12 protein-coding genes are annotated in these 10,198 nt (G+C 36.7%); 7 read left to right on the top strand and 5 right to left on the bottom strand.

Features of this window, described 5'->3' with window-relative positions; translation table 11 throughout:
• Together HMAT_RS19165 and HMAT_RS19160 are read right to left on the bottom strand one after the other, a co-directional pair.
• Window positions 1–2,090, bottom strand: a 2,090-nt coding sequence (locus tag HMAT_RS19165) for a TlpA disulfide reductase family protein (protein ID WP_158656005.1), incomplete at its 3' end; no start/stop codon positions are given.
• A gap of 124 nt (window positions 2,091–2,214) precedes the next feature.
• Window positions 2,215–2,484 carry a hypothetical protein gene (locus tag HMAT_RS19160; protein WP_104384444.1) on the bottom strand — a complete coding sequence of 90 codons (270 nt, stop codon included), beginning with the start codon at window positions 2,482–2,484 and terminating at the stop codon, window positions 2,215–2,217.
• 597 nt (window positions 2,485–3,081) lie between these two features.
• Here HMAT_RS19160 and HMAT_RS19155 point away from each other — a divergent pair.
• From HMAT_RS19155 to HMAT_RS19125, 6 genes are all read left to right on the top strand, one after another.
• Complete coding sequence (locus HMAT_RS19155; RefSeq protein WP_104384443.1) at window positions 3,082–3,693, top strand: hypothetical protein; 612 nt, start codon at window positions 3,082–3,084, stop codon at window positions 3,691–3,693.
• Window positions 3,694–3,703: 10 nt separating this feature from the next.
• On the top strand, window positions 3,704–4,372 hold the full coding sequence (locus HMAT_RS19150; protein WP_158656004.1) for a hypothetical protein: 669 nt from the start codon (window positions 3,704–3,706) through the stop codon (window positions 4,370–4,372).
• Between the two features lie 9 nt (window positions 4,373–4,381).
• A complete protein-coding gene (locus HMAT_RS19145; protein ID WP_104384441.1) occupies window positions 4,382–5,053 on the top strand; it encodes a hypothetical protein in 672 nt (223 codons plus the stop codon).
• Window positions 5,054–5,586: 533 nt separating this feature from the next.
• Window positions 5,587–6,114, top strand: coding sequence for a hypothetical protein (locus HMAT_RS19135; protein WP_104384439.1), 528 nt, complete (start codon window positions 5,587–5,589; stop codon window positions 6,112–6,114).
• On the top strand, window positions 6,101–6,673 hold the full coding sequence (locus HMAT_RS19130) for a hypothetical protein (RefSeq protein WP_104384438.1): 573 nt from the start codon (window positions 6,101–6,103) through the stop codon (window positions 6,671–6,673). Before HMAT_RS19135 ends, HMAT_RS19130 begins: the two co-directional genes overlap by 14 nt.
• A gap of 116 nt (window positions 6,674–6,789) precedes the next feature.
• A complete protein-coding gene (locus HMAT_RS19125) occupies window positions 6,790–7,440 on the top strand; it encodes an alpha/beta hydrolase-fold protein (RefSeq protein ID WP_233789461.1) in 651 nt (216 codons plus the stop codon).
• A 38-nt stretch (window positions 7,441–7,478) separates the two neighbouring features.
• On the opposite strand, the gene HMAT_RS19120 is transcribed toward HMAT_RS19125, so the two are convergent.
• From HMAT_RS19120 to HMAT_RS19110, 3 genes are read right to left on the bottom strand one after another with little or no spacing between them, the layout of a single operon-like run.
• On the bottom strand, window positions 7,479–8,246 hold the full coding sequence (locus tag HMAT_RS19120) for an ImmA/IrrE family metallo-endopeptidase (protein WP_104384436.1): 768 nt from the start codon (window positions 8,244–8,246) through the stop codon (window positions 7,479–7,481).
• Complete coding sequence (locus HMAT_RS19115) at window positions 8,233–8,640, bottom strand: hypothetical protein (protein WP_158656003.1); 408 nt, start codon at window positions 8,638–8,640, stop codon at window positions 8,233–8,235. Before HMAT_RS19115 ends, HMAT_RS19120 begins: the two co-directional genes overlap by 14 nt.
• Window position 8,641: 1 nt before the next feature.
• On the bottom strand, window positions 8,642–9,232 hold the full coding sequence (locus HMAT_RS19110; protein ID WP_104384434.1) for a hypothetical protein: 591 nt from the start codon (window positions 9,230–9,232) through the stop codon (window positions 8,642–8,644).
• Between the two features lie 211 nt (window positions 9,233–9,443).
• Here HMAT_RS19110 and HMAT_RS19105 point away from each other — a divergent pair, with 211 nt between their 5' ends.
• A complete protein-coding gene (locus tag HMAT_RS19105) occupies window positions 9,444–10,196 on the top strand; it encodes an HU-CCDC81 and SPOR domain-containing protein (RefSeq protein ID WP_104384433.1) in 753 nt (250 codons plus the stop codon).
• Window positions 10,197–10,198: the final 2 nt, after the last annotated feature.

The raw sequence follows: 10,198 nt of genomic DNA, 5'->3' as shown, positions 1-10,198 counted from the left end.
CGAATAAACTTTGTATTATTCAGGGCATCAATTGCTTCAAGTGGTATTTGGCCCTTGGTTTTGAATTGTCGGATTTTAGGCGTAGAGTCAATGCGCCACACATCGATCACTTCTTTCCGGATTTCCCATCTAACCCCAAAATTATCTTGAATATCATGGATCATTTTCCGGTACGGATCAAAATTAGTTTGGTCTTTCGGGTAACGCAAAAAATAGCAATATTCATCTGTGTAACGCTGGGGTGTCTTGAGCTTCCTACGGATTTCTTTACTAACATTGTCATCAAAGACCCAGAGATTGCGGTCTATACGATGCCCTGATTCGCTTAGGTATTCATAAATGCGCATGGCTACCGATGTATTAAGAAATGTAAATTCCTTTTCATTTCCCTTTTCTTTTATCTGCACGCCCATTTCTCGGATCCCTTCCCGACGTTTGCTCAGGTAAGAGGAGAATAATTTGAGCGTATCCGTAGTCACACTATCTTCGACTTTATACTTAAAATCGTCCTTCATATAGAAACTCGCCTTGTTGTTTTCCAAAATCTGACGGACATTAGCCTCTTGAAGTTCGGTTGTGTAGGTAATTGCTTTGACGACACGGTCATTGCCGATCCATACAACGTGCGGTATCCCGCGATGCGGAAATACGGCATTGAATATCGTATCTCCTACGAGATAAGGAAACTGAACATTTAGCTGATAAGAATCTTTGTATTTTTGGAGCACCTTATCAATTCGTGTCTGATCATCGTGCGTCCGTTTGCAGTTGACCAGCAGCACGTCGAAATCGTTTTTGAAAGTGGCCTTCAATTTATCCAATTTGGGAAAGCTTTCGAGACAATTGGTACACCAGGTAGCCCAAAAATCTAAGATAATCAGTTTATGATTCTGATAATCACTAAGCGAAATTGTTGACCGTCCTTTACTATCGTTAAATACAGGCATTTTGAGGTTCCACAAATTCTCTGGAATGGTATCCCCTATTGCAAGCGCCCGGATCTGAGATAGCCCATCGGCCCCGCTGTCCTTGCGGGGCGTCTGAGCCGATAAACTAAACATAGAAACCATCAGAGCTAGTACCATAAGAGCGCTGATGCTCTTTAATGCCTTAAAAGAAAAATTAGATGATCGAAAAACTAAAGCCAAGCATGTCAGCGACATGCGAAAAGTGTTTTTATAATCGAACAAATAAGAAAAGCATTTTAAAGCCCTCTGAGCCATTGAAATACCATCAACAACAAAAGAGTCGACAAAACAGACAACAACCCCACAAAACACCTTAAAACCATTAAATTTAAAACGACAATTCCCTCTTCCATTGACCAATCCGATATCATCCCCTTTTGCAGGCTGTGCTACAGTAGTATCAGACTTATACCCAAGAGCCACCAGCGAGCTACTGACAGCTCGTACCTGTTTAGTATCTCTTTGGTATATCTCCGGTAGCTCTTTAGTACATTCCCAGTACCTTTTTGGTACCCTTTCGGTACACTCTCGGTAGCTTAACGGTGAATTAACAGTACCTTTCGTGGCGAGGAATAGACCATTTAAGTACCTACCAACTCCTGACCAACTTCTGCCTTTCTCCCAGCGTTGCTCGGAATTTCTTCGGGTGGGCTTCGGGTCACCCTCGGGAAAAATCAAAGGAAAATTCGAGGAAGACCGACGGCCCACTGCCTGAAAGGCAGAAGTTGGGGCGAAGTTGGTCAGGCAAAGGTCCGAAGAAGCTAACGCTCCAACCCTTCTTCGAGTGCTCTTCGGCAACGCTTCGGGACCTCTTCGGGGCTTGTTCGAGACATGTTCGGCTACGCTTCGGCTCGGCTTCGAGTCCGCTTCGACTGCGCTTCGGGAACGTCCCGAAGAACAGCCGAACAGCAGCCGAAGCACTCCCGAAGAGAGGCCGACACAGGTACGAAGCAGGTCCGAAGGCCAGCCGAACAAAGCCCGAAGGCCGCTCGAAGAAATCTTTTTTTTCAGCACTCGACCAGTACCCTTACAGTGTGATCTGCTCGAGTATCTGGTCAGTGCTTGGCAGATGTAGGTATTTATATATATCTTGACTGGTGTCAATAATTTTATCGTATTCATAATTTAATTGTTAGTGGTTAATGCGATGATCTGTGGAAGAACTCATGAATCTTTTTGCTCATTTCAAGTTCCTCCGCTGCTATCTTATTATTTGTCAATAGCGACCAGTCTATCTTACTTAGGTCTATATTTTTTGAGCTGCCATATAATAGCTCATCTGCATTCGCATCAACGCGATGATAAATGCTGTCATCTGATCTGTAGTAAACCTTCGCTTCTTATTTTGGGGATTACCCCAATACATGATCAGCAGTTCGAAAAGATATTCGCGACAAACGTTTATATCATAAACATTCCAAAAATCTACGATGTGTCTTACAGGATCATATACCTTTTCATACACTTCATGTAGGGTAAGATCAAAATCCACCACATCAGAGAAAAACTTTTCCATTTTTCAATTTTTAAAACCTTGACCTAAGACAATAGGATCCCCTCTCCGACCGAAATCAGTTTTTTATTGGGAGCCTGATGTTACTCAGGTCACATTAATAATAACTTAATTAATTCGGGAAGCCAGATCGCGTTTGATTGAGGGGTCACGAAGGTGTATAATATTGGCGTTACGCTATCCATGGCAAGTGAAGCCAAATCTAATTTGGCCAAACCAGCCGAGCTACTCGGGGGCTGCGATGATGTTTTTTGATCTTTGTTTTTTGTTCATAACTCGTTTATTGGTAACGAGTCTTGTCGGTAGGTCGCCTAATGATAAATGTGGGGCTACAAACCGTACCTGAAATAAAGTTCTCACGCCTTACACAACACGGATTTACAGTAGCGCCCACATCTATCTTACATGCAAATATAGCATAAAAGTATAGACGTGGGTATTTAAACTACTGCCTTGCGTTGTGGCGTGAGAAATTACAGGCGCAAGACTCTTGATTTAAACACCTAAACTATATAGATGACAGATCTAATATCTTTCTAAAACAAAGATACAAAAGTGGTTTTTAAAAATCAAATTATTTAAGACATAAAACATAAAAATATGTTATTACTTCCTTTAGCTATGGCTAAAAATAATTGGTTTTTATTTCCTATAGAGCTTTATTTGATTATACAAGTAAGACTTATAAGACTAGATTTAAATATCGTTGCGGAGGAACTTTCAAACTTTTTAGAGAAAGGAGAGAAATACATTGGACATATTGAAAGCAGCGCCCATAACTCAAAATACAATGATGAAATTTTGAGTGAAATTGCCGTATACTTTTCTCAAATTGCCAAATTGAGACAACAGGAACTTAAAGATTCAGGCGATAGCACAGTTATTAAAACGCAATATACTATATATGATTTCTATCCGAAAGAGATTTTATCTAACGATAAAGTCCTCAAAGAAATTCCTCCTATTCCACCCGGCGTAGGTCCAGCGCCCACCCTAAATGCGTTAATAGAAGACCAAACTTTTTTCAAAAAAGCAAAGTCCTTAAATGAAATTGTGATAAAAGCTAATGAGGTCCAAAATCAAAACTGGGAAGCAAAAGACTTTACGCGTCCATTAGAGCGTGCTGTTAAAGGCAAAAATAAAAGACTCAAAGTAGTGCTTAAAGGCGACCTTAATACATACATCCTTATCAGTAAGCAAAAAAAGGATTAGTATCTTTGCGGTGAAAGAAATGGCCAATTTTATGCTAGTTGATCTCAAATTTGAAATAATTAATATTACTGCCATGCCACGAGTAGAGGCCGAAAAAATGCTCAATATATTTCTTTTGAGGAAGAAAAGAGGTTATAGCCAATTCGAACTTTCTTTCCTCATGGGCCAACGCGACTTTTATGTTCGTGACTCTGAAGATCCCACCCATACCTTGATTTACTCCGTACCATTTAATAATATATTCCGTGAGATTTTCGATTGTAGTATTGAGCAGATAGTTCCAGATATAACTCAAACAGATTATACAATTCAAATATCTGTAGCAGGGAATGAATCGGCCCCGATTGTTTATAAAGCTGAAAGATTCTTCAAAGATGGTCGAATAGAACTTATAGGCACTTTATCTGCCGAGTCAAAAGATTTATTACTCGAATCCCCCAGTATAATCTCAGAACAATCGGTTAAAGAATGGGTACTTCATCAAATCTCCACAGGATATTTTAACGAATCTAAAAATGCTCTACAAATTCTCAAAGACTATGAAAAGGAACTTGGTGGCACAATACGTCCATTGTTTCTTGCAAATGCATTAAAGGCATGTAACGGTACAAAAGGAACGCCTAAATTGACAAGTAAGAAAGATGAGAATGGGAGGTTTGTTTACTTTAGAAATAATTAAATTGACCAATTGAAATTAACAAAAGCAAAATTAATCTCTAAAGTCAAGGCTCCTTTAGAAGCACTAGATATGTATATTTTAAGGAATCAATGTCCGGTGCGCAAGGATTTTTCAAGAAAACTAGAAAACGGCTTTTATTTGTCTTTAGGTTTAACAATTAGCAGATTTATAGAAAACGCCTTTACTGGAACCTTCTATTATTCTAAAACCACCAGCTGGGGCGCTGTCTGGGGAGATATCCCCGAAGAAAGTTATATACGTCCAGGATTTCTTATAACGGCAGAAGAACGGAAAATTTATTTTGACACTGAAAATGAGAAACTACGTGATTATTGGTGGGATGGTTTTGATGATTCGTCGATCGCTTCTTTTATTGAAGTAATTAAACTTACCGAATCAAGATTGTTTGAAAACACTTTGTTGACAAAAAGGATCGAAGATAGCCTAAGCGTGTCACAACTGAAAAATTACGCCGATGAAGTAAAGAAATTGGTCTCCGGCATCGAAAAACTGAATTTCACTTATTCTTATTTGCCAGATAAAAAAATAGACGGAATACCGATTCAGTGGTTTAAAACTAGTGAGTATGTCTTAAAAGAACAGAATGGTATACTCAATAAAAATACTGTTAAAAATTTAGCGTCTGATGCTTTTATTCAAAGTATAATCGACAATCTTTGAAACAGAGGAACGTGAGAATAATCAGCTATTTTCTCATATCTCTTTTTGTGGCATTATGATTATACCGCTTTCCATCTTTTGCGCCACTCCAGACCTCAGTAACACTATGAATTTTATGAGGAGCCTCTTTTCCGGAAAGCACCAATTTCCGACAAAATTTTCTAAAAGTCCTATTCCATCGTCTTTTATCTTGTTTCTCAGACTCCGTGGTAGTAATTCCGAATATTTTAGTTTTCCGTACTGATCGAGACATAATTTTACCGTTTGACACAAATATACCATTACTTAACCTAGTGACTAGTAAGAGACATCATAAAAAAGCTAGATATTAATGATACCAAAACATGAGGGATTCCATAAAGGAAGCAGATATCAACTGGAGAAATACATTCATTGTTGTTTTTCATTAGTATTAGCTAAATAACTTTATTTAAATTAGGTTATAAATTCAATATAACCAATCATGAAGGAGCATTATTATATCTCGTCAGACAAACTAAAATGATGGAAAAAATAAACAGGTAAATACAAAAATGATCATTGAAGGCCAAATAGTAAACCGTCCTTATTCTGGAGAATACGAAGAGAGAATCTATGATAATGATAGCCCATGGAATTCCCAGGATTGGACATATATCAAATTTATAAACGATGATTATTCAGAATGGTGTGGTGTCTTTAGAGGTTTTCCGACAGATGTGTCGATTTCTTTAATAAAAAATATCGTCTTGATTTTGACCTCAGATTACCTATATCAACTTAATAGCATCAATGGAGATCTAGTGGACCTAGAGGAACATCCACAATATCGAAACTTAACGGCAACACCTTTCGGCGATTTTATTGTCTCAGACTATTATCACCTAACAAGAATCACAAATAGTATACAGCATAAAGAGACTATTTCTAGCCCAATTGAGATGGACGACATCAAGTTCACAACTTGGAGTGGACCTATACTTGAGTTTACCTGTGATGAGTTTTGTAATTGGAACAGGCACTTAAATATGATCTATAATAGCGAAACAAATAAAATTGTAATAAAGAATGAGAGCACCTAATTTTGAAATTGACGGCAAGAATGGAATTGTTTCCGGATCATTCAACAATTTAGCTATAAACAGCTTTGCGCAAGCTTGTTATTGGGTAGAGAACCTCGATTATAAACGTAATCACAATAAAAATAATGCACTGGTTTTGTTTGATGAATTATGTGGAACTTGCAGTACAAAACATGCACTCTTGAAAAGATTGGCTGATGAAAACGGTAACAGCAGTCTAAGGCTTATGTTGGGAATTTTCACCATGAATAGTAAGAATACCCCTGCTATCAAGGATGTTCTAACCAAATATGATCTAAAATATATCCCAGAAGCCCACAATTATTTACGAAATGAAAATCAGATGTTGGACTTTACTGGCATTGGTGTAAACGTTGTCGAATTTGAGCTGAACCTTTTAAAAGAAGTCGAAATTAGCCCGGATCAAATCACCAACTATAAAGTTCAATATCACAAAGATTACTTAGCACGCTGGATCGATATCAATAAAATTCCATATACATTAGATGAGCTCTGGGAAATACGGGAGGAATGTATTGCAGCATTAGCACAGAATTAAAAAATTAGTAAACCCATTATCTTCTTTATATGACTTTCCAATCACTTATCAAAATCTTCAGAACGAAGCTTTATCTCTATCCTAACCTGCTCATATTAATCGTTTTCAGCTTCTTTATGTCGCAGTCAATTGCTCAAGAAAAACCAAAAGCCAATTATAAGCATTTAACATACTTGCCTAAAAGCTATAATACAGACAAGTCCAAATATCCATTGGTTATCTATCTCCACGGTGGATCTCAAAAGGGAAATAATTTAGAAAAACTAAAGATCTATGGTCTCCCCTATTTGGTAGATCAAAGAAAGGAATTCGATTTTATTATGGTCGCTCCGCAATGTCCAGAGGGGAAGTATTGGTCTACGGAAAATTGGTTTGATTCGCTATATGATGAAGTTACCTCCAAATACCGCGTCGATAAAAGCCGTGTTTATGTAACCGGAATAAGTATGGGCGGCTACGGAACGTACATTACAGCATTGGATCACCCCGAAAAAATCGCAGCTATTGTTCCATTATGCGGAGGAATAAATGATAACGACACCACTCGAATTTGTACCCTTAAAGACATTCCAATCCTGACTTATCACGGCACGGCAGATGACGAAATCTCCAAACAAGAAACAGAACGAATAGCCGATTTTCTTAATAAATGCGAGGGGAATATCATCTTCCATCGCATTGCAGGTGAAGGCCACGGAATTCAATATCTTTATGAGACCAATACTGAAATTTATGAGTGGATGTTGCGGCAGAGGAAGCTTAATTAAACATGGTATGGTGTATTAATGATTAACGAGTTAATAATTTAATATGTCCAAAGGCAACTAACTATTGAATTTGCCCCCACTTGATAGCATTGCTCCCATAATTTCCAATCGGATTTATTTTTAATCTCAAAGTCCTCACTGAACCATTCGACTGCGTCAACCTTCTGAGGTTTAGTTTCAATAGTCTTATTATAAAACAAATCTCCTGCCACAGTATAAACTGGTAGTCTAAAATCTTTAGGAATCCATGTGAAAGGAAAATCTTTAGACGCTCTTTTCCATTTAACTATACCATTTTCTATAAATACAACCATTAGAGGAAATTTTCCTAAGTCAACATATCGCAGAAATGTAGCAAGAATAGAAGTATGAAAATAGGAACTCAGATCTTCAATCAAGGACAAAGAAAGTCGTTTACTTTCAACTAGTGAAACAAATAACCTTCGCGGCAGTAAAAATTCTGTAGCAAAGCAATTTGCTTCATTTTCTTGATTACCTTTTTTATACCATTCATTTAATGTCATATCCGTTTCCGAAAACAGGGCCACAGCGTCTTTATGCATTAAAAAATGACCGATTTCATGTGCTAGAACAAAATTTCTCTTTCCTTCTGAGCAAATTGAGCTATCAATTGTAATAACACCAGAGTCTCCCTTTATTAATATTCTACCTTCTGCCCCCGCCAAAGTTTTTTCTTTAATTACGATATTTAATGAACTAGCTATTTCATCCAGTGTAAAATCATCTGGTGACATCCATCCTAAACTATTTTGTAATCCTAAGGCAGTACTTTCAGGCATTTTCATCAGAATCCAATTTATCCTTTAATAACTCTATATAATATAAAAACTCACTATCCTCTAATATATCCTTCTCATCTTTTTCTGTAAGGTTATCAAACTTCCTAAATAAAGGAACAAGTTTACTTTGTTCTTCGGGGCTTAATGATTTTTTTATCTCCTCTAATCCTTTATTTTTTAACTTTTCCAAATATTCAAGAACTTTATTAAACCTGTTCTCATTCGCACTTGCTTTTAGTTTAGCCTTTAATCTTTTAATTTGAATCAAATGCTTATCAAGCTGTTGGTCCGGTCTTTCCTGTAACTCACTTAAAACATCGTCGTCTGAACGGTGATAGTTAATCTCCATCATAAGACCATATAAGTCACTTAATATTTGTTTAGTATTTTTAGAAGTCATGTTATTTCCTTTTTTCACCGTATTGCTTCACTCTACGTATTAATTTCTCTTTGAGCTTATCAAATTGCCGAACATTCAAATCCAGCAGCGCTGCTATTTCTGCTCTTTTGCATCCTTCTTTTATCGCTTCAATCATTAACTCGAGCTGCGGATCGCCAGCCACAGCGTTCTCGATTGTCTTAAGATTCTCAGTAGTCACTTCATTATTGTTATCATCTGGAGGTTCGGCCAAATCATAAAACTCATGCTCGACATCAATATACTTTATTTGTAAAGCCTCATGTTTCTCAGTTTTTATCTTATCAACGCTTTTACTTATTGCACTATCTGCAATTCGAATCATCTGCTGGCCCAAAGTGTATTCATCTTTCCACTCCCATTCTCCACTTAATATCTTCTCAAAAGCTATACCCAAATAATAATCGATTGCCTCCATACCCAAATTACTTGAGCTATGCGCCCCAGACAATGTCTTCTGTTTCATCCTCCATCTGAGATGTTCCTTACATTTCTTTAAAGCAATTTTCCATTCTGTATCGGTCAGCTGATCAGTCTTCTTCTGGTTGTGATAATAATACTTGCCTAATTTCATAATTGTTAATAACCCGAAAAATATTTTTTTACACCAATGGTGTAATTTAAAAACCTTCCGGTTATGACTATAATAGAGGTTAACATAACTTAAAGATTAAATATAATACACTCAATATAGAAAAACAAATAACAGAAAAAATAAGACAGTCTACTACACACTTTTCAAAGTATACTACAATGAATAGAAATTTTAATTTAAATATAAAATCATGGGGTTAATTACAACAATAGGTGAAAGTCTAATTACTAAAGGCGCTAGTGTGGTTTGGGAGAACCGTAAGCAATTAGAATTATATTGGAAAACAAAAATTGGACAACATAAAAAAAAGCAGATAAGGTTTTCAATGAGTGGTTTGTATAAGATACAAATTCCTGACACGAACAAATATCTACTGGTTTTAAATCGTAGAATAGAAAACCAACTTCAACCTGTCGGAGGGGCATACAAACGTTATGGAGATGATTCTTTATTTAATTCTTGGGGATATGCACCTGATAACAAAAAGAACGGATTAGATGTAGATGAAAAAAGTAACGCTGATTTACGATTTACTGTACAAGGTAAAAATGTCTTAGATGTGCTTAAATGGTTTGAAAAAGGTCAAGAAAGAGAAACTGAACCACGTAGAGAATTTGTCGAGGAATTACTTCATAACGGGATTTTAGACTCAAATGTATTTCAACATTTTAACCATAAACATATTCGGCGATATTCTAAAAACTTATCATGGAGTGAATACTTCAATTGTTATGAAATTCTCGTCTTTGACGTTTTTGAGCTTTTACCAGATCAAGCACAAAAAAAAGCACTTATAGATATCTCTAAACATCCCTTGGATTTATCTAAAGGATATGCAGTCGTAAGTTGTGATGATATAGAACAGTTGCGATTGTTGCAAAATGGTAAACAAGTCGCCCGAATAGGCCAACACACTAAATTACTCATAAATCAAACTTTTTAAAT

The sequence above is a fragment of the Sphingobacterium sp. HMA12 genome (genome assembly GCF_002933815.1).
Taxonomy (GTDB): Bacteria; Bacteroidota; Bacteroidia; order Sphingobacteriales; family Sphingobacteriaceae; genus Sphingobacterium.
This window is presented reverse-complemented; position numbering and strand designations above follow the sequence as displayed.

Coding starts and splice junctions, on each gene's coding strand:
- HMAT_RS19105 (WP_104384433.1), top strand. CDS start 9,444: ATGGGGTTAATTACAACAATAGGTGAAAGTCTAATTACTAAAGGCGCT.
- HMAT_RS19130 (WP_104384438.1), top strand. CDS start 6,101: ATGAGAGCACCTAATTTTGAAATTGACGGCAAGAATGGAATTGTTTCC.
- HMAT_RS19115 (WP_158656003.1), bottom strand. CDS start 8,640: ATGACTTCTAAAAATACTAAACAAATATTAAGTGACTTATATGGTCTT.
- HMAT_RS19155 (WP_104384443.1), top strand. CDS start 3,082: ATGTTATTACTTCCTTTAGCTATGGCTAAAAATAATTGGTTTTTATTT.
- HMAT_RS19120 (WP_104384436.1), bottom strand. CDS start 8,246: ATGAAAATGCCTGAAAGTACTGCCTTAGGATTACAAAATAGTTTAGGA.
- HMAT_RS19125 (WP_233789461.1), top strand. CDS start 6,790: ATGTCGCAGTCAATTGCTCAAGAAAAACCAAAAGCCAATTATAAGCAT.
- HMAT_RS19110 (WP_104384434.1), bottom strand. CDS start 9,232: ATGAAATTAGGCAAGTATTATTATCACAACCAGAAGAAGACTGATCAG.
- HMAT_RS19160 (WP_104384444.1), bottom strand. CDS start 2,484: ATGGAAAAGTTTTTCTCTGATGTGGTGGATTTTGATCTTACCCTACAT.
- HMAT_RS19135 (WP_104384439.1), top strand. CDS start 5,587: ATGATCATTGAAGGCCAAATAGTAAACCGTCCTTATTCTGGAGAATAC.